The organism is Streptomyces longhuiensis, assembly GCF_020616555.1.
In the GTDB taxonomy this organism is placed as follows: Bacteria; Actinomycetota; Actinomycetes; order Streptomycetales; family Streptomycetaceae; genus Streptomyces; species Streptomyces longhuiensis.
Genome location: NZ_CP085173.1, coordinates 3,755,765 through 3,774,268, shown reverse-complemented (window position 1 = coordinate 3,774,268; position 18,504 = coordinate 3,755,765). Strand labels below are relative to the sequence as shown.

At 70.7% G+C, this 18,504-nt stretch carries 15 protein-coding genes and 1 tRNA gene; 7 read left to right on the top strand and 9 right to left on the bottom strand.

Features of this window, described 5'->3' with window-relative positions:
- Positions 1–33: 33 nt before the first annotated feature.
- The 7 genes from LGI35_RS17465 to LGI35_RS17435 form a co-directional block, all read right to left on the bottom strand.
- On the bottom strand, positions 34–678 hold the full coding sequence (locus LGI35_RS17465) for a 4'-phosphopantetheinyl transferase family protein (RefSeq protein ID WP_227294734.1): 645 nt from the start codon (positions 676–678) through the stop codon (positions 34–36).
- 197 nt (positions 679–875) lie between these two features.
- Entirely contained in the window at positions 876–1,733 is an 858-nt protein-coding gene (locus LGI35_RS17460) for an AfsR/SARP family transcriptional regulator (protein WP_227294733.1), read from the bottom strand.
- A gap of 11 nt (positions 1,734–1,744) precedes the next feature.
- Positions 1,745–2,578, bottom strand: a complete 834-nt coding sequence (locus tag LGI35_RS17455) for a UbiA family prenyltransferase (RefSeq protein ID WP_227294732.1) — start codon at positions 2,576–2,578, stop codon at positions 1,745–1,747.
- Positions 2,579–2,794: 216 nt separating this feature from the next.
- Complete coding sequence (locus LGI35_RS17450) at positions 2,795–3,499, bottom strand: response regulator (RefSeq protein WP_227294731.1); 705 nt, start codon at positions 3,497–3,499, stop codon at positions 2,795–2,797.
- The gene (locus tag LGI35_RS17445) at positions 3,462–4,598 is read right to left on the bottom strand and encodes a sensor histidine kinase (RefSeq protein ID WP_227294730.1); all 1,137 of its coding nucleotides are present in this window, start codon (positions 4,596–4,598) and stop codon (positions 3,462–3,464) included. The genes LGI35_RS17450 and LGI35_RS17445 overlap by 38 nt, the downstream gene beginning before the upstream one ends.
- Positions 4,599–4,802: 204 nt before the next feature.
- Positions 4,803–5,519, bottom strand: coding sequence for a MerR family transcriptional regulator (locus tag LGI35_RS17440; RefSeq protein ID WP_227294729.1), 717 nt, complete (start codon positions 5,517–5,519; stop codon positions 4,803–4,805).
- A gap of 355 nt (positions 5,520–5,874) precedes the next feature.
- Positions 5,875–5,947, bottom strand: a tRNA-Arg gene (locus tag LGI35_RS17435).
- Positions 5,948–6,263: 316 nt separating this feature from the next.
- Between LGI35_RS17435 and LGI35_RS17430 the strand changes: the two genes are divergently transcribed.
- The 4 genes from LGI35_RS17430 (at position 6,264) to LGI35_RS17415 (ending at position 12,147) form a co-directional block, all read left to right on the top strand.
- Positions 6,264–7,877: a dynamin family protein gene (locus LGI35_RS17430; protein ID WP_376225217.1), complete on the top strand. Its 1,614-nt coding sequence runs from the start codon at positions 6,264–6,266 to the stop codon at positions 7,875–7,877.
- 5 nt (positions 7,878–7,882) lie between these two features.
- Positions 7,883–9,697: a YfjP family GTPase gene (locus LGI35_RS17425; protein ID WP_227294727.1), complete on the top strand. Its 1,815-nt coding sequence runs from the start codon at positions 7,883–7,885 to the stop codon at positions 9,695–9,697.
- Between the two features lie 214 nt (positions 9,698–9,911).
- Positions 9,912–10,409 carry a single-stranded DNA-binding protein gene (locus tag LGI35_RS17420; protein ID WP_227294726.1) on the top strand — a complete coding sequence of 166 codons (498 nt, stop codon included), beginning with the start codon at positions 9,912–9,914 and terminating at the stop codon, positions 10,407–10,409.
- A 322-nt stretch (positions 10,410–10,731) separates the two neighbouring features.
- The gene (locus LGI35_RS17415) at positions 10,732–12,147 is read left to right on the top strand and encodes a Cys-Gln thioester bond-forming surface protein (protein WP_227294725.1); all 1,416 of its coding nucleotides are present in this window, start codon (positions 10,732–10,734) and stop codon (positions 12,145–12,147) included.
- 312 nt (positions 12,148–12,459) lie between these two features.
- On the opposite strand, the gene LGI35_RS17410 is transcribed toward LGI35_RS17415, so the two are convergent.
- On the bottom strand, positions 12,460–13,959 hold the full coding sequence (locus tag LGI35_RS17410) for a glycosyltransferase family 39 protein (RefSeq protein WP_227294724.1): 1,500 nt from the start codon (positions 13,957–13,959) through the stop codon (positions 12,460–12,462).
- Between the two features lie 721 nt (positions 13,960–14,680).
- On the opposite strand from LGI35_RS17410, the gene ettA reads away from it, so the two are divergent.
- From ettA to LGI35_RS17395, 3 genes are read left to right on the top strand one after another with little or no spacing between them, the layout of a single operon-like run.
- Entirely contained in the window at positions 14,681–16,345 is a 1,665-nt protein-coding gene (gene ettA, locus LGI35_RS17405; RefSeq protein ID WP_227294723.1) for an energy-dependent translational throttle protein EttA, read from the top strand.
- A complete protein-coding gene (locus tag LGI35_RS17400; RefSeq protein WP_116513659.1) occupies positions 16,345–16,785 on the top strand; it encodes an acyl-CoA thioesterase in 441 nt (146 codons plus the stop codon). Before ettA ends, LGI35_RS17400 begins: the two co-directional genes overlap by 1 nt.
- Positions 16,782–17,456: a DUF8185 domain-containing protein gene (locus tag LGI35_RS17395; RefSeq protein ID WP_227294722.1), complete on the top strand. Its 675-nt coding sequence runs from the start codon at positions 16,782–16,784 to the stop codon at positions 17,454–17,456. The genes LGI35_RS17400 and LGI35_RS17395 overlap by 4 nt, the downstream gene beginning before the upstream one ends.
- Before the next feature lie 35 nt (positions 17,457–17,491).
- Here the strand turns inward: LGI35_RS17395 and LGI35_RS17390 are convergent, their stop codons facing one another.
- The gene (locus tag LGI35_RS17390) at positions 17,492–18,448 is read right to left on the bottom strand and encodes an ABC transporter ATP-binding protein (RefSeq protein ID WP_227294721.1); all 957 of its coding nucleotides are present in this window, start codon (positions 18,446–18,448) and stop codon (positions 17,492–17,494) included.
- Positions 18,449–18,504 lie beyond the last annotated feature (56 nt).

The following is an 18,504-nucleotide window of genomic DNA, read 5'->3' as shown; positions in this document are numbered from 1 at the left end:
CACCCACACCCACGCCTTCACCCACACCCCCACCTAGGGGCGCCAAGGCACCACAGTCACCCCGGCATCGGCCCGCCCGCCGGCCACCGAAGCGGCATAGCCGTCGGGCGAGCGCACGCTCCGCACGAACCACTCGTGACCGGACCCCGGCACCCGCGCCGCGCGCCAGGTGCCGAAGACGTGCCCGGTGTAGCGCGGCGGCGTCCGGCTCAGGCCCGTACCCGCGGCCTTCACGAGGGCCTCGGCACGCGTCCACTGCTCGAAGCCGTGGGTGTTGCGGCCGCCCTGGACGCAGGGGATCCGGCTCCAGTCCATGTCGGCCCTGACCCGCTCGATGTCGACGCCGACGGGTACCTCGGCCGAGTCACCGACAGCGATGAGGGCGTACGCCGCGGAGTGCGACAGGCTCGCCGACAGAGTGGTCCCGTCGGGCGCGAACGGCACGGGCTTGCCGTGGCCGTGGTCACCGCAGCGCGCACAGAACCGGCGGAAGCCCACGTCGGCCGGGTCGACCCCGAGGGCCTGCCCGAGCACGGTCCGGTACACGTGGTGGACGGCCAGATACCGCATCCGGTCACCACCCCGCCGGAACCGCGCGTAGCGCTCACGCTCGGAAGGGTCGAGAACGCCGTACGCCTCTTCATGGGGAACGGCGGAGGCAGCCGAGGCGATGGACACAGTCCAGACGCGAATCATCCCGGAACCACCAGCCGAACGACTCACCGAGCCGCCCACCGACGGACTCGCCGCCCCACTCACCGAACCGCTCACCGACCGACTCACCAAGCCGCCCACAGACAGACTCACCGAACCACCAGCCGAACCGCCCACAGACCGACTCGCCGCCCCACTCCCCGTACCGACAAAGCCGCCGCTCACGCCGCAGACCCACCCGCCAGGATGTGATGCTGAAGCTGGCGCAGGTCCTCGGAGGGCTCCAGTCCCAGCTCCTCGGCCAGCACGGCCCGTACGTCATGAAAGGCCCGCAGCGCGTCCCCGCGCCGCCCGCACCGGTGCAGCGCGTCGATGAGGCGCGCGTGCAGCCACTCGTTGAGCGGGTCGACGGCGACCAGACGGCGCAGCTCGGGCACGAGCTCGCGGTGACGGCCGAGCCCCATGGCCGCCTCGATGCGCAACTCCTGGGCGCGCACGCGCAGTTCCTCGATACGCGCGGCATGCCCGGCGAGCACGCGGCCGTGCCCGACATCGGACAGAGTCCGCCCGCGCCACAGCCCGAGCGCGGTGTCCAGGCGTTCCAGAGCCTTCTCGCGGCGCCCGGCGCGCAGCTCGGCGCGCCCCTGCCCGTACAGACGGGTGAAGTTCTCCAGGTCGAGGCGGCCCGGCGCGGTGCGGAGCGAGTACCCGGTGGCCTCGGTGGAGATGACGTCGCGGACGGCGCCGTCGCCGAGCTCGCGCTCCAGCTCCTGGCGCAGGTGGTAGATGTGCGTGCGCACCGTGCTGACGGCGGTGGGCGGCGGCGCCCCGTCCCAGAGCTCCTCGACGAGCGTGTCCACCTCGACTATGTCGTGGGCGCGCACGGCGAGGAGCGCGAGCAGCTTGCGCACCTTGGGCCCGCGCGGCCGGTGCGTGACGCCGCCGCCGACGGCCTCCAGTGGGCCGAGGATGCGGAAGCCGACGCTCCCGTCGGGTTCTGAGGCCGTGACGCCCGGTATTCGGAAGCGGGCCTGGGTGTCGCGCATCGTGGGTCCCCCGTTTCTGTCGGAACTGCTCATGCGAGAACTGCTCATGCGATGGGCTGGGCGAAGGTGACGAGATGCGCCGCGTACTGGGTGACCATGAAGATCCGGTACGGCAGTCGGCGCCGGGCGCGCGAGTCGTCGCGGCGGACGGTCAGCGCGGCGGCGCTCAGCGCGAGCGCCCCGCACAGGACCACACCGGCGGGCGCGAGCAGCCCGTACGAGGCCGTGGCCACGGCGCAGACGAGGAGCGCGGCGCCGATCCCCACGGCGCTCAGCGACACGATCAGCGCGGTGACGGCGCGGCCCCAGAGGACGGTCCAGTTGCGGCGGCCGTGCTTGGCGTCGCCCTCGGCGTCGGAGAAGTCCTTGGCCACCGCGCCGACCATGCCCATCCACAGGCACATGGCGGCCGAGAAGGCGAGCAGCGCGGGGGACAGGGGCGAGGCGCCGCTCAGGGCGCCCGCGGTGTAGGCGAGGGCGCCGCTGGCCACGACGACGGCGATGGTGCCGGGGGTGCGGCTCTTGAGGGCGAGGCCGGGCGCGGAGTACGCGTATCCGAGCAGCAGCATGCCGGCGGTGACCAGGAACATCAGCGGGCCGAGCACGGCGCCGCCGGTGAGGGCGAGGGCGGCGAGCACCCGGGCGGTGGTGCGGGCGAAGCGGACGGGCAGGGCGCCTCGCGCGATGGGCCGCACGGAGCCGTTGGCCCGGTCCTCGTGGATATCCGTGACACCGTTGTAGAGATAGGTGAATGCGACGGAACAGAACCAGACGGCCGCGCCGAGAACGAGTGACGGCCGAATGGCCAGGTGGGACAGGTAAGAAGCGGTCCCGGCCGTGCCGGCCACCAGGAAGCGCAGCAGAAAGATGACCTGCACGGCATATCTGGATTCCTGCGCGCACAGGGCCAGGAGGCGGAACTTTCCCAGGACACCGGACGATTTTCCGGATCGCGGAGTCGTGGTGGGTATCAGGGTTTTCGCAGGCGTCGCTATCGACATACCTGCGAATCTAATCCGAGTGAGGGAGAGGTGACAGACTCTCCATGGGCCACGGGGATACTCCCTAAGATGTATCCCCGTGACTCAACCTTCCTAGGGGTGGGGCGATTTCGCGTCACGTCCAGGACCCTGCGGTCTTCTGATCAGTTGCGCGTCCACCGCTTTGTTAACGGCATCGATACGCGATACGGCGTGGAGTTTCTCGAAGATGTTGCGCAGATGTCGCTTCACGGTGCCTTCGGTAATCCGCAGCCGGGTGGCGATCTGACGATTGCTCAGAGCGGCGGCCGCCTGTGTGAGCACTTCCCGTTCCCTGGGAGAAAGGGTCTGCTGCGGCTCACTGAATCCGGATTCTGGAATTCCGCTGCGGGGCACGGCGATCGTCACATGCGGATCGCGCGCCGCCGTATTCCGGATCGCCGACAGGAGCGACTCGCGCGGAACGCTCTTGTGCAGATAGCCGCGCGCGCCGCGGGCGAGCAGCTCCTGCACCAGCTGCGCGTCGTTGTACATCGTCAGCATCAGCACGTGCAGTTCCGGGAAGCGCCCCGTCAACTCGCTGACGACGCTGGGCGCGTGGTGATCGGGCATCTCCACGTCGAGCAGCACGACCTGCGCGCCGGTGCGCTCCACCAGGTCGCCCAGGCCCTGCGAGGTGTCGACGTCCGCCACGACCCGCAGGTCGTCCTCCGCGTCGAGCAGCTGGCACAGGGCGGTGCGCAGCAGGGAGTGGTCGTCGACGGCGATGATGCGGATCGGCTCAGCCGTGCCGTGCCGTCCCTCGTCCGTCGTCTGCATGTTCCTCCTCGTCCAGGGGGACGGACAGCTCGATGGCCGTGCCGTGCCCGGGGGCGCTGTTGATGGTGAGCCGGCCGGCCAGGAGCTGGGCCCGCTCGGTCAGCGACGCGAGCCCGTTCCCCTCCCGCTGCCCCGGTACGAAGCCGATGCCGTCGTCGCGCACGGACGCCTGGACGTGACGCGCGTCGACCTTCACGTCGATGGTGACGCGGGAGGCCGATGCGTGGGCCAGCGCGTTGCGCAGGCACTCGCGGAGCATGATGAACAGGTCGTCGCTGACGCCGCGGGGCAGCAGGTCGTCCGGATCGTCGACGTGGATCTCCACCACGGGTTCGTCGATCGCCATGGCGCTGACGAACGCGGACAGGGCCAGCTGGAGCGAGCGGCAGGTGTCCGACCTGGTGCGCAGCTCGGTGACGATGTCCCGGGTGGTGTAGAGCGTCTCCAGGATCGCCTGCTTGAGGCTGCCGAGCCGGGCGTCCGACGAGGCGGCGTGCTGCGTGAGTTCGTAGAGCTCGAGCTGGCGCAGGGCGAGACTGGCGGTGCTGCCGATCCGGTCGTGGATCTCGCGCGCCATGCCGTGCCGGCCCTGCTGCGCGGCGTCACGCACGATGTCGAGCAGGAAGAGGTCGTATCCGCTGGACCCTTCCTCGAGGCGCCGCGTGATCGCGGACTGCAGAATGGGCGGCACCTTCATCAGGTAATGCTCGGAGCCGGGCCGGTCCGCGAAGATCCGTCCCAGGAACTCCATGGTGATCTGGAAGAACATGGATCCCGCGCGGACCGAGTAGACCGGCGGAATTCCCTGTGAGATCCGGGCGCCGCCGAGGCGCCGGGTCTTCTTCATGAGCTGGGGATTGAGCGGCGCTTCGGTGCCGTACCGCAAGGCGTGCGCGCATTCCCCGAGAATGTGCTGGGCCTGCTCGCGGCAGGACGTCCAGGCTTCCTGATCCTTGCCGAGCGGATTGTTCTGCTCGAGCAGAGCGCGCCGATAGGCGTCGAGCAGTTCCGCTTCCAGTGCCTGTAATTCCGCAGCGAGCGTCGCGCCTTCAGGATCCGGAGTCTCCCCCCGGATTTCCTGCGGCGATGCGTCGTGCACGTTTCCTTCCCCCCGTCGATACCCGTCGCCGCTTCCAGGTCCGGACTACGTTGTCAAGAGGGAAGACGGTTCGAAGATCGGATTGAGCATGCCTCGTGCCGCGACGGGGTGTCAAGCGACAACCGGGATACTCCGCCGCATAGGTGCGGCTTTCAACTACCCGTATTTACGGGCTTGCTGACAAGGCAATCCAAGGCGTCACCGTCAGCTCTCGCGTGCGGCATCCACGACTTCGGCACGGGCGGAACGCGCGGTGTCCCGAGCCGTCACGTCCGTGGGCCCGCCACGGGCCGTATCGCCTGTTTCGGCCAATTTCTCTGCCGAGCACGAGAAATGTTCATGAATCAGCCTGCGCAGAGCGGAAAGCGCGACGTCCCCGAGAACGGTGCCGGACACCATGCTCGCCGCGGCACTCTCGGGGTCGGGCTGCCGGCGCAGCAACTGCACCTCGATGTCGACTACCCGCTCGAGCGCCTCCGCGTACGTCTCCAGGAGCCGCGGCAGATCGCGCTGTTCCAGCCATTCGCAGGTGACCAGGACCTGGGTGAGCGTCTGCCAGGCCGGATTGTCCGGGCTGACCTGCCACGACCGCTGCTCGGCGAGCGCCGTGGTCAGCTCCTTGGCGCGCTCCCACTCCTGGTCCTGCGACACGGACCCGCGCGCGGGCAGCGCGTACTGGACCGCGCCGAGCAGCTCGTGCAGCGGCGGCGAGGTGTCGATCCGCCCGACGATCTGCCGGATCGCCGCGGGGGAGAGCCCGCCGACATCGAGCAGCGTCCGCACGAGCGCCACCCGGCGGACATGGGACTCGTCGTACTCCTGGGACTCGTCCAGAGCCGGCAGGAGCTCCATGCGCAGATAGAACCTGAGCATGCGGTCGGGGACGCCGGTCCGGCGGCTCAGATCGGAGAGCTGCGGCACGTCTCACTCACCTTCGGGCCAACTCGGCTGAACAGCCGTCTACTTCGGGGTGTACGGGCGGATCCGTGCGGAATCGCGAGGGGAATCAGCGGGACCATACGCAGCATCGGAACACGGACACAAGACAGCCCGAGTGAAATCGATCACCACTACAACCAAGGGAGTACCCCCGCTGCGCCCTGAGACCGGACCGGCCGCCGCTCGGGCGTGTCGGGGGTGGTACCGGAGGGGGTGATCGCCGGATCCGACGGTGCGGTATCGCTTACGCTACTGCTACGGCCGGCTCGCTAGCGTCCGGCGGACCCCATGAAAAAAGCCCTCCCTGAGGAGGGCCGGCAACCCGGAAACAATGAGGCGCCCCCGGCAGGACTCGAACCTGCGGCCAAGCGCTTAGAAGGCGCCTGCTCTATCCACTGAGCTACGGGGGCCGGTGTGGGGCCAGTGGCTCGGGACGGATGTGGGGGAGATCCGTGACCTTGCCGGGACCAAGGATAGAGCTCCTGGATCCCTGTCCCTGCTGCTTCGCCTCCGTGGCACGATGTGGAGGTTCGGTGAAGCGGTCCTGATAATCGCAGGCAGGTACGAATCCTGCACCGCTTTTGGCGTCTCGCGCCCCGGGTGTTGTGCACTCGTTATGCCTGCGCCCCAGTCGTCCCTTCCGTCCCATGGACCGGATGGGCCGCATCGGCGCGCAGAGACGTCCATATGCTTCAGAAAGCCGCCAAAATTGGGCATTCTTCGCATGTGGTGACCTTGGACGTACGGCCTCAGTTGCTCGACGCACTCTCCGCGCTGCGCGACCGTGTCGCCGCCGCGCGCTTTCCCCTCCCTCTCCCGGGGGCGCCGCGTGCGCGTGCCAACCGGGCGGAGCTCCTCGCGCAGCTCGACGACTATCTCGTGCCCCGGCTGCGAGACCCCGAAGCCCCCTTGCTCGCCGTGATCGGCGGGTCGACCGGCGCCGGGAAGTCGACCCTGGTCAATTCCCTCGTCGGGCGGAAGGTCAGCGAGGCCGGGGTGCTGCGGCCCACGACCCGCACCCCCGTACTCGTCTGCCACCCGGAGGACCACCGCTGGTTCTCCGGGGCCCGCGTCCTGCCCGACCTCACCCGCGTATGGGTGCCGCAGTGGCCCGACGACACCGAGCGCGGCGCCTCGCCCCCCGCCGACGACGGCGAGCACGTCCTGCGCGTCGAGACCTCCGGCAACCTGCCCCGCGGGCTCGCCCTCCTCGACGCGCCCGACGTCGACTCCCTCGTCGCCCACAACCGCGTACTCGCCGCCCAGCTCATCAGCGCCGCCGACGTCTGGATCATGGTCACCACCGCCTCCCGCTACGCCGACGCCGTGCCCTGGCACCTGCTGCGCAGCGCCAAGGAGAACAACGCGACCCTCGTCACCGTCCTCGACCGCGTGCCCCACCAGATGGTCGCCGAGGTCTCCCGCCAGTACGGGGCCCTGCTCGCCAAGGCCGGACTCGGCGACGTACCGCGCTTCACCGTCCCCGAACTGCCCGAGTCCACCGGCGGCGGCGGCCTCCTGCCGGCCTCCGCCGTCGCCCCCCTGCGCGCCTGGCTCACCCACCGCGTGCAGGAACCCACCGCCCGCTGCACGGCCATCGCCCGCACCGCCAACGGCGTCATCGACTCGCTCCGCGTCCGCACCCCCGAACTCGCCGGCGCCGTCGCCTCCCAGTACGCCGCCGCCCTGCGCCTCACCGCCACCGTCGACGAGACGTACGCGAGGGAGGAGGCGCGCGTGCGCACCCGGCTCCAGAGCGGCGGCGTGCTCGCCGGGGACGCACTCAAGCGGTGGCGCAGCTACCCCCTCGACTGCGCGCCCGCCGAACTCCTCGACGCGCTCACCGAGAGCCTCGGCGCGCTCCTCCTGTGCGCCGTCACCGCCGCCGACGAACGCATCGACGAGGCCTGGCGCCGCGACCCCGCGGGCGCGGCGGACGGACTCGCCGCCCGCGACCCCGACCTGGAGACCGCGGAACACCGCATCGGCATGGCCGTACGCCGCTGGCGCCGCATGCTCGAGGAGTACGCGGAGGAACAGGTACGCACCCTGGACACCACCCCGCCGCCCGACACCGAACTCGTCGCCGCCCTCCTCGCCACCGCCCTCCTCGGCGGGAACCGCGCCCGCAGCGCGGGCGAGAGCCTCGCCGACCGCGTCGGCGCCCAAGGAGCCCTGCGGCTGCGCGACCGGGGCGGGCGGCTGCTCACCGACTACCTGGACAAGGTGCTCGCCGCGGAGCGCGAACGCAGACTCGCGCCGCTCGACGCACTCGACGTCCACCCCGAGTCCCAGGCCGAACTGATCGCCGCGCTGTCCGTACTGCAGAAGGAGAGGTGACCGGGGTGACCACCGTCACGGACCACACCCAGCACAGCGAGCACATCGATCACACCGATCACGTCGAGCCCGCCGAGGGGACGGAACCGGCCGGGCGGGTGGATCCGCCCAGGGGCGACGTGGACGGCTCCGGCGGCGGCGCCTGGGACGATGGGCTCATCGCCCGGCGCGCCGCGGACTCCGGCGTCTTCGACCTGGAGGCCGCACCCGACCCGTACGCCCACGAGGACGAGCTGCACGGCGCCGACGCGGAACTCGCCGCACGCCTCGACGCGCTGCGCGAACTCGTCGGTCTCTCCCGGGCCCGCGTCGACGGCGCGGCCCTCGCCGAGGCGGGCCACGTGCTCGACCAGGCGGCCGCCCGGCGAAGGCTCTCCGACCGGCACACCGTCGTCGCGATCGCGGGCGCCACCGGCAGCGGCAAGTCGACCCTCTTCAACGCCCTCGCCGGCGTGCCTCTGTCCGAGACGGGACTGCGCAGGCCCACCACCTCCGCGCCCATCGCGTGCAGCTGGACGGACGGCGCCGCGGGGCTCCTCGACCGGCTCGGGATCCCCGGCCGGCTGCGCCGCCGCCCGCTCCAGGGCCAGGGCCCCCAGGGCGTGGACGCCCCGCTCAAGGGGCTCGTCCTGGTGGACCTGCCCGACCACGACTCGGCGGCCGTCGCGCACCGTGAGCAGGTCGACCGGATCCTCGAACTCGTCGACGCCGTCATCTGGGTCGTCGACCCCGAGAAGTACGCCGACGCGATGCTGCACGAGCGCTATCTGCGGCCCCTGGCCGGCCACGCCGAGGTCACCTTCGTCGTCCTCAACCAGGTGGACCGGCTGCCCGGCGAGGCCGCCGACCTCGTACTCGACGATCTGCGGCGCCTCCTCGACGAGGACGGGATCGCGCTCGGCGAGCACGGTGAACCGGGTGCGACCGTCCTTTCCCTGTCCGCGCTCACCGGTGACGGTGTCGATGAACTGCGCGAGTCCCTGGACCAGTTCACCCGGGAGCGGGGCGCCGCCGTCCGCCGGATCTCGGCGGACATCGACGCGGCGGCGCTGCGGCTGCGGCCCGTCTACGCGACCGGGCGCAAGAGCGGGCTCAGCGAGGACGCCCGGGAGGAGTTCACCGACCGGCTCGCCGACGCCGTGGGCGCCGAGGCCGCGGGGCAGGCGGCCGAGCGCGCCTGGCGCCGCAACGCCAACAAGGCGTGCGGCACCCCCTGGCTGCGGCTCTGGCGCTGGTACGACGGCCGGCGCAGCCCGAGCGCCACGCTGACGGTCAGGCCCGCGCCCTGCGACGAGGAGGCGACGGCGCGCCAGCGCGTGGAGCACGCGGTGCGCGTCGTGGGCGAGCGGGCGTCGGCGGGACTGCCGGGGCCCTGGGGACAGGCGGTGCGGGAGGCGGCGACGCGGGGGGCCGAGGGGCTCCCTGAGGCGCTCGACGACCTGGCGGTCTCGGCGGGGTCGCCGCCGCCGCGGCTGCCGAGGCCCGGCTGGTGGCCGGTCGCGGTCCTCGCCCAGATCTCCATGACGATCGTTCAGGTCATCGGCGGGCTGTGGCTGTTGGGGCAGATCGTCGGCGTCCTCGACCCGAACCTCGGGGTGCCGGTGCTGCTGATGCTGTGCGGCATCGTCGGCGGACCGTGCGTGGAGTGGTCGTGCCGGATGGCGGCGAAGGGGCCGGCGCGGCGCTACGGGCTCGACGCGGAACGGCGCCTGCGGGAGGCCGCGGCGGGGTGCGGCCGGGCCCGCGTCCTCGATCCGGTGGCCGCCGAGCTGCTGCGGTACCGGGAGGTCAGGGAGCAGTACGTGAAGGTGACGGGGTGAGGCGGCCTCCGGCGGGGTGAGGCGCAGCCCCCACGGGCCCTGGCCGGGTGACGGGGTTTTCCACAACCGGCCGGTAGAGCACAGGCTTCAGCGGGCTCGTCCCGGCACAGGCACTCTGAGATCGCGAACCCGGAACCGACCGGGAACGCGGTACGGACGAGGCCGTGCGGGACGGGCCCGCACGCGTCCGTGCGCAGGGGAGGGGTGGACCGACATGAGCGAGACGACGGTGACGGTCGTGGGGAACGTCGCGACGACGCCGGTGTACCGGGAGCTGCCGAAGGGGCCGGTGGCGCGGTTCCGGCTCGCGGCGACCGCGCGACGCTTCGACCGGGTGCGCAACGAGTGGGTGGACGGGCACACGAACTTCTTCACGGTGTGGGCGTGGGGCGCGCTCGGCACGAATGTGCAGGGCTCGCTGTCCATCGGTGAACCGGTGCTCGTCCAGGGGAGGTTGAGGGTGCGGGACGAGGAGCGGGGCGGGCAGCACTGGACGTCGGCGGACATCCAGGCGTCGGCCGTCGGGCACGATCTGTCGCGCGGGACGACCGCGTTCCGGCGCGCCCGGCAGGGCCGGCCGGGACACCAACCGGACGGCGACGAGCCGTCGTTCGAGATCGATCCGCAGGGGGAGGGCGAACCCATGGGGCAAGTTGAACAGAGCGAGCAGAGCGAGCAGAGCGAACAGCGAGAACCGGCCGCCGTCGGCTGAAACAAACCGCTGAGCCCTCGGAGCGAGGCGCGTTGCGCATGCGGCCCGAAGTGCGGCTTATCGGTGAATGAACACCGGTTCCATGCCGTTGATTTGTCGATAAGCCAGCGTCGTAATCATTAGCGGCGATAACGATTACGAGTCGGATCGTCCTCGTGCCGCTCTGACCTGGGGACTGTGGTGCGCAGCTTCCTTAGGATGCCGGGCGTAGCCCACGGGGCCATTGATTCAAACGTCTGCTCAAGCGTCTGATTCACACATCGTTCTGTCGGCGGGACGTCACCCCCCTCGTGTCAATGTCTCCCGCCTGAAGGGGAATTCTGTGTTCTCTGCGGTATCTGTGTTGTCGGCGGTCACTCCACGCGGGCGGGGCGCCGCCCGCCTCGCCGCGGCGGCCCTGGTCTCGGGACTCGTGGCCACCGCCGCGATATCCGGCGCTGGTGCGGCCTCTGCGGACGAGGTCCCCCAGCAGCAGGGCGGCGCGACCGCCACGATCGGCGGGCTCAAGACCTACGGTCAGGCCGTCATCCACGACCACGGCCAGGACCAGCCCGTCTCCGCCGGACTCTTCGAGATGTCCGTCGACAACGGCGGCACGCTGCAGACGTACTGCATCGACATCCACAACCCGACCCAGCGGGACGCCAAGTACCAGGAGACCCCCTGGAGCGGCACGTCGCTGAACGGGAACGCGGACGCGGGCAAGATCCGCTGGATCCTGCAGAACTCCTACCCCCAGGTCAACGACCTCGCCGAGCTGGCCCGCAAGGCCGGCGCCGGCAGCCTCACCGAGAAGGACGCCGCGGCCGGCACCCAGGTCGCCATCTGGCGCTACTCGGACGGCGCGGACGTGGACGCGGTCAGCCCCGCGGCCGAGAAGCTCGCCGACTACCTGCAGAAGAGCGCCCAGCCCCTCGCCGAGCCGAAGGCCTCGCTGAACCTGGAGCCCTCCGCCGTCTCCGGCCGCGCCGGCGACCGGCTCGGTCCCGTCACGGTCCGTACGAACGCCGACAGCGTGAGCGTGGCGCCGCCCGCCGACGCGGCCGCCAGCGGGGTCAAGGTCGTCGACAAGAACGGCAAGCCCGTGACGTCCGCCGTCGACGGCGGACAACTGTTCTTCGACGTCCCCGCGGACGCCGCCGACGGCACGGCCGCGCTGACGGTGCAGGCGTCGACGACCGTGCCGGTCGGCCGGGCCTTCGCCTCCGAGACCCGCAGCCAGACGCAGATCCTCGCCGGTTCCAGCGAGTCCACGGTCTCCGCGACCGCCACGGCGAACTGGGCGAAGAAGGGCGCGGCCCCCGCGCTGTCGGCCCAGAAGAACTGCGCCAAGGGCGGCGTGGACATCACGGCGACCAACAAGGGTGACGAGGCGTTCACCTTCGAGCTGATGGGCATCGAGCACACCATCGCGGCCGGTGCCTCGCAGACGGTGACGATCCCGTTGCAGGAGGACCAGGCGTACGACTTCACGATCAAGGGTCCGAACGGCTTCGAGAAGCGCTTCAAGGGCGTCCTCGACTGCAAGACCGAGAGCACCACGGGCGGCGGTGAGCAGCCGTCGTCGCAGCCCAGCCCGGCTTCCGTGGGCGGCACCGGCACCCAGGCCGGTGACCTCGCCGAGACCGGCGGCTCGAACGCCACCCCGATGATCGCGGGCATCGCCATCGCCCTCGTGGTGATCGGCGGCGGAGCGGTCTTCCTGGTCCGCAAGAAGAAGGCCCCGACCCAGGACTGACCCCCACCACGCCTGACCGCGGCTCCGGCCCGCCTCCACGGCGGCCGGGGCCGTATGCGTTCCCGGCCGCACCCGGGAGCGTCACCCATCGCCCCAGGCAGAGCCGAGCGGACGCGGCCCATGGCGTCCAGGTCGTTCGTACAACGGCGCGCTCCACCTGGATGCCGTGAACCACGCCCGCTCCACGGTGTGTGGGCCGACGGCGGGCGGGCCGGAAGCAGGGGAGAGCGGTGGGTGAACAGGCCGGCTCGGAGGCCGCTTCGTATCGTGGAGCGATCGCCGGTCGGGCAGCCCCCTCATGAAAGCGTGCGGCTAGCCGGTGCGGACCATCAGGGACACCGTGAGGCCAGTGGGGCGCGCTTCTTCGGACACCTTGTAGTGGGCCTGCAGCGCCGCCGCCTGGGTGAGGGGCAGCCCTTGCAGCGGATTCGGCGCGTTCCCCTCCACCACCACCCAGATCCGCTTCTCGCCCCGCAGGCACCGGGCCGGCTCGGGGCACTCGGTCGCCGCCAGGTCGTTGCGCCGGATCGGTGACTCGGAGAGGAAGACGTCGCGCAGCTTCAGGTCGCGGGGAAGGTAGTAGCTGACGCCCAGCGAGAGGGCCTCCTCCTGGACCCGGTTGTAGACGATCGCGTCGCCGGAGACGTAGCCCTGCTGGATGGTTCGTGCGGCCGCGGCGAAGTCGGGGCCGCCCGACCAGTAGTGCGCGAGCGGCTCGCGCACGGATTTCTGTTCCGAGAGCGTGAGCAGGGCGAGGACCGCGAGGACCGACGCGATCACCCGCCGGGACTGTGCCCCGGTGACAAGCCCGGCCCCGGCCAGCATCGCGAGCGCCGGCAGAGTGAACAGCATGTAGCGGAAGTAGAAGTACGAGATGTGTCCGTGGGACACCGCCCAGATCAGCAGGACGGGCGCAATGGCCGACACGGTGCAGAAGACGACGGCGTCGCGGCGCTCCTGGCAGGCGGCGAGGGCCAGCAGGAGCACCGTCCCCGCGCACAGGCCGGAGTAGAACAGCTGGGACCAGATGTCGATCAGGCCCCACGGCTCCGGCTTGCTGATCCACCAGATCTGCCGCGCGGTCTGCGCCCTGCCCAGCACCACGACCGGGACCAGCCAGACGATGCCGCCCAGGACCGCGCAGCCGAAGCCGAGCCAGGTCCGGCGCTCGCGCCGGGCCCGCATGGCCACCAGGACCAGATGCCCGATCAGGCACGTCAACGCGAGCAAGTGGAACAGTCCGACGGCCGTCAGGGCGAGCGCGTAACCCGCCCATCGCCGCGGGCTGCCGGGACGGTCCAGGGCCCTCAGCAGCAGCAGCGCGGACAGGGTCACGGCCAGCATCACCAGGGCATAGGGACGGGCCTCGTGGGCAAAGCGGCTCACGCCCGGGATCAGGGCGAACAGCAGGCCGGCGGCCAGTCCCGCGCGGTGGCCGAAGAGCCGCCTCCCGACCAGCGCGACACAGCAGGCGGCACCGGTCATGGCCAGCGCCGAGGGCGTGCGCAGGGAGAGGGCCGAGTCGCCGAAGACGCTCGTCCAGGCGTGCAGAATCAGGTAGTACGTGCCCAGCACCCCGTCCACCCGCTGCACCGTGGCCAGCACCTGGCCGACGCTGCGGCCGGACATGTCCCAGCTCGTCAACTCGTCGCGGCCGAGCAGCGGTTCACCGATCCGGTACATCGCCAGGACGAGAGTGGCCATCGCCGGCAAGTACCACAGACGGACCGTCGTCGCCTTCCGGTCGCCGTGCTGTGGTTCGCGGGCCGGATCGTCGTCCGTGCGCGGCGCGGTGGGGGAAAGAGTTGCCATGGCGAAAGCCATAGCGGCGCGGTGGCGCGGGCGTCCGCCGTGACCCGCCCGTTGTGGGCGGCTTCCCCTGTTCGGCCCTGGGCTGTTACGGAACCGGGCCTGAGGGGAGACCGTCCCCGCCGGTTCTTACGGCGGGACCGGGGCCTTGTGGACCGTCTGACCAGGCGAGCAGATGTCAATGGCCGTCGCGCCCATGGTTCGCATCGAAGGGAGCAGGTCGGCGGTAGTGCCTTGACTCAGTCATCGAATCCTGAGGTGGCCGCTGCCGTACAGGTCAGTCGCCTGTCGGTAGCGAACCGGCCCAGCCTCTGCCAAGCGTTCGGTCGTAGGTTCGAGTCATGCCGGGGGCGCCGAAGCCGAGCAGAAACGGCAGGCGGGAGCGGATCGCCGTACCGAGGCCTGCACGGATGAGAGAGCGTGAGGGGGCCATCGCGGGGGAGGGGCGAAGGGGGAGCAGCCGCTGCCGCGATCTGGTTGAGCCTGTCGAGGCGCTCCGCCAGGTAGCCCGCCGCGGGAGCAGCGTTCGGGCGCCGGGCCGTCTGAGGGCCGCGCGCAGGGGCTCAGCAGTTGCCGGCGTCGACAACCAGTGACAGATCAGCTACCGATACGAACCGGGAAGGGCCAGGTCATGGACCCCTGGCCATACTGGTTTCCCCCATGGGGTGGCGGTCAGGCAAGATGGGGTGTATCTGCCCACACATCGATTGCCGGACGGTTTCTCTTGGCTGAGTTCATCTACACCATGCGCAAGACGCGCAAGGCGCACGGCGACAAGGTGATTCTGGATGACGTCACCCTGAACTTCCTGCCCGGCGCGAAGATCGGTGTCGTGGGTCCCAACGGTGCCGGTAAGTCCACGGTGCTGAAGATCATGGCGGGCCTCGAGCAGCCGTCGAACGGCGAGGCCTACCTCTCGCCCGGGTTCAGCGTCGGCATCCTCATGCAGGAGCCGCAGCTCGACGAGTCGAAGACGGTCCTGGAGAACGTGCAGGACGGCGCCGCCGACACGATGAAGAAGCTCAACCGCTTCAACGAGGTCGCGGAGCTCATGGCGACCGACTACTCGGACGCCCTCCTCGAGGAGATGGGCAAGCTCCAGGAGGACCTGGACCACGCCAACGCGTGGGACCTGGACGCGCAGCTCGAGCAGGCCATGGACGCCCTGGGCTGCCCGCCCGGCGACTGGCCCGTCAACAACCTCTCCGGTGGCGAGAAGCGCCGCGTGGCGCTGTGCAAGCTCCTCATCGAGGCCCCCGACCTGCTGCTCCTCGACGAGCCCACCAACCACCTCGACGCCGAGTCGGTGAACTGGCTGGAGCAGCACCTCTCCAAGTACGCGGGCGCCGTGGTCGCCGTGACCCACGACCGCTACTTCCTCAACAACGTCGCCGAGTGGATCCTCGAGCTGGACCGCGGCCGCGCGCTCCCCTACGAGGGCAACTACTCGACGTACCTCGACAAGAAGGCCGCCCGCCTCAAGGTCGAGGGCCGCAAGGACGAGAAGCGCGCCAAGCGGCTCAAGGAAGAGCTCGAGTGGGTGCGGTCCAACGCCAAGGGGCGCCAGACCAAGTCCAAGGCCCGTCTCGCCCGTTACGAGGAGATGGCCGCCGAGGCGGACAAGATGCGGAAGCTGGACTTCGAGGAGATCCAGATCCCGCCGGGCCCGCGCCTGGGCAGCATCGTCGTCGAGGTCCAGAACCTCTCCAAGGCCTTCGGCGACAAGGTCCTCATCGACGACCTGTCGTTCACGCTGCCGCGCAACGGCATCGTCGGCGTCATCGGTCCGAACGGCGCGGGCAAGACCACGCTGTTCAAGATGATCCAGGGCCTCGAGACGCCGGACAACGGCTCGATCAAGGTCGGCGACACGGTCAAGATCTCCTACGTCGACCAGAGCCGCGCCAACATCGACGCGAAGAAGACCCTCTGGGCCGTCGTGTCGGACGAGCTCGACTACATCAACGTCGGCCAGGTCGAGATGCCGTCGCGCGCGTACGTCAGCGCCTTCGGCTTCAAGGGCCCGGACCAGCAGAAGCCGGCCGGCGTCCTGTCCGGTGGTGAGCGCAACCGCCTCAACCTCGCCCTGACGCTCAAGGAGGGCGGCAACCTGCTGCTCCTCGACGAGCCGACGAACGACCTCGACGTCGAGACCCTGTCGTCGCTGGAGAACGCGCTGCTCGAGTTCCCGGGTGCGGCCGTGGTCATCTCCCACGACCGCTGGTTCCTGGACCGGGTCGCCACGCACATCCTCGCCTACGAGGGTGACTCCAAGTGGTACTGGTTCGAGGGCAACTTCGAGTCGTACGAGAAGAACAAGATCGAGCGCCTCGGCGCGGACGCCGCCCGTCCGCACCGTGCCACGTACAAGAAGCTGACGCGAGGCTGATCGTGCGTCATATCTACGCCTGCCCCCTGCGCTGGTCGGACATGGATGCCTTCGGGCATGTCAACAACGCTGTCTTCGTGCGGTACCTGGAAGAAGCGCGGATCGACTTCATGTTCCAGCTGGCGCCCGGGGACGGGTCGCCGTCGTTCTCCGGCGGGTCCGTCGTGGCCCGCCATGAGATCGACTACGTACGCCCGTTGGTGCACCGGCACACGCCGGTCACCATCGAGTCGTGGGTGACGAAGATCGGCGCCGCGTCGCTCACGATCGCGTACGAGATCAAGGACGAGGACCAGGTCTACGTGCGGGCCTCGACCGTGGTCGTGCCGTTCAACCTGGAGGCGCAGCGGCCCCGGCGGATCACCGCCGAGGAGAAGGCGTACCTCCAGGAGTACATGGACGACAGCGCCGACAGCGGCTCGGGGGCGCTGGCCGCATGACGGCACCCGTGCTGCACTTCGCCGACGCCGGGGAAGGGGCGGACCTCGCCGCCTTCCTCGGCCGGCTGGTGCACTACGACCGGGCCGCCGCCGTGCGGCTCCAGGCGGGCGGACAGGCGCTGGCCGTCTTCGGACGGCCGCCGTCGTTCGAGGTGCTCGCGATCCGCACGGCCCGCCTCCTGAAGCCGTACGAGTACGGGCTGGACAGCTCGCTCGACGTGACCGTGTCGGCCGGTGAGCTGCTCGAGTCGATCGACGAGGCCGCCGGGACCGCGCGCGTGCCCGCCTCGGTGACCGGGCCTCCGTGGGCCGGTGTCCTGCCCCCTCGCGGCGGCTGGGAGCTGGTCCCCGGCTTCCCTGATGTGGACGTCGTGCGCGGGCTCGTACGGGCCGCCGTCGCCGAATTCAAGGCGCGTGTCGAGGAGTTGGCTCCCGACGCGCGCACCCGCGCCGAACTGGACCGGATCGGGCGCGAGATCTGGTCGCGGACCATCGGCGACACCGGCGTTCCGGTGCGCGCCGCCCACGCGGCCCAGTCGCTCGGCTTCCTGCGCGGGGACGCGCTCGACCTCCTGAGCAGCGGCTCGTGGCTGCGGCTGCGCACGGCCTACGGCTCCGTGGCGCTGCGGCGCAGCAACGGGCTCTCCGGCCTCTCCGTGACGCCCGCTTGACCGACGGCACCAGGGCCGCGCTTGCCGGATCGGGCTCAGCCCGGCTCGGTGTCGTCCGGCCACACCCCGATGTGGTCCTCCTCCAGCTCCAGGAGCACCCTGTCCCGCATGCCCAGTGCCCGCGTGTGGTCCGCGGGGAGCTGGAGCCGGCCCGCGCGGTCGAGCATCGCGTACTCCCGTGAGATCAGGGACTCCTGGCCCGTCGCCGCGTCGACCTCCGTGCGGCGCAGGACCTCCGTCGAGGTGCGGCCGTCGCGGATGGCGACCGTGCGGCGGACCTCGGAGGCGACGGTCTGGTCGTGCGTGACGATCACGATGGTCGTGCCCAGCTCCTCGTTCGCGGTGCGGAACGCGGCGAAGATCTGCTCGCCCGTGTGGGAGTCCAGCTCGCCGGTCGGCTCGTCGGCGAGCAGGACCGACGGCTCGTTGGCGAGCGCCACCGCGATGGCGACGCGCTGCTGCTGGCCGCCCGACAGCGCCTGCGGACGCCGGTCGCGGCAGTCGCCGACCCCCAGCAGATCGAGGAGTTCCACGGCCCGCCGGGACTTGTGCGCGCGCTTGGTGCCGCCCTTCAACTGCATGGGCAGCGCCACGTTCTGGGCCGCCGTCAGATAGGGCAGCAGATTGCGGGCCGTCTGCTGCCAGACGAAGCCGACGATGTCCCTTCGGTAGCGCAGGCGTTCCTTCGTGCCCATCGTGAGCAGGTCGCAGCCCGCGACCTTCGCCGCGCCCGCCGTCGGCTCGTCGAGGCCCGCGAGGATGTTCATCAGTGTCGACTTGCCGCTGCCCGACGCGCCGACCAGGGCCATCAACTCGCCCTCGCGCACCAGGAGATCGAGCCCCTGGAGCGCCTGTACCTCGATGCCGTCCGTGGAGAAGATCCGCACCAGCCGGTCGCAGGTGATCAGGGCGTCATGGCCGTACGCGGGCTGCTCGCGGCGGTCCGCGGCGCGCCGTTCGAGATCGGCGAGGGTGGGGTCGGTGGTGGTCATGATGTCTCTCCCGGTGTCCCTTCGGCCCTCGCCGCTGACATTGCCGATCCTGTCGG